Here is a 485-nt window from a genome sequence, read left to right as displayed (position 1 = left end):
ACCGCTGGTAACGCCATGCGTCCCCGGCAGCGGATGCGTACTTTACGCATTCACCTCTGCAAGTGCAAGCGCTTTCTTCAAAAAGCATCCAGCCATGCAGTGTTCGGCGCTTTCGGCCGTCACGATTCAGGACGACATCATGGTAAAGAAGCGGGCCTGATCGATCGCTCTGATGATTCCCGAGAGTCACACCTGAAAGAAAGGGGTGTGGATAACCTGGCATGAGCCGCTCAATGAGAGTTTCCCACACCCTATTACCGACCTGAAACGAGACAATATCTTCACCCATGCGGTGTGAGCATCACTAGGACCGTGCGCCCTCCCCACTCGAAGCGTATGAAGACTTGTACATTCACCTGGCACGTCGAAGATCACCAAGATTCTGGTATCACATTCCAGTGCGCCATTTTTCTGTGCACCACCTCTCCAAGCACCACTTTTTCCTACGCACAAAGAGAACCGCCCCTGCAGCTGGGCTGCAGGGG

Annotated in this window: 1 protein-coding gene; it reads left to right on the top strand. The window is 54.2% G+C overall.

Going from position 1 to position 485, the window contains the following annotated elements; all coding sequences use genetic code 11:
• Positions 1 to 225 (top strand): hypothetical protein (locus QD228_RS17005; protein WP_279876131.1); only part of this gene is annotated, 225 nt, incomplete at its 5' end.
• Between the last annotated feature and the right edge of the window lie 260 nt (positions 226 to 485).

This window comes from Cobetia sp. 3AK (assembly GCF_029846335.1).
Classification (GTDB): domain Bacteria; phylum Pseudomonadota; class Gammaproteobacteria; order Pseudomonadales; family Halomonadaceae; genus Cobetia; species Cobetia marina.
The sequence above is the reverse complement of the archived record's forward strand: the minus strand, read 5'-3'. Positions and strand labels throughout refer to the sequence as shown.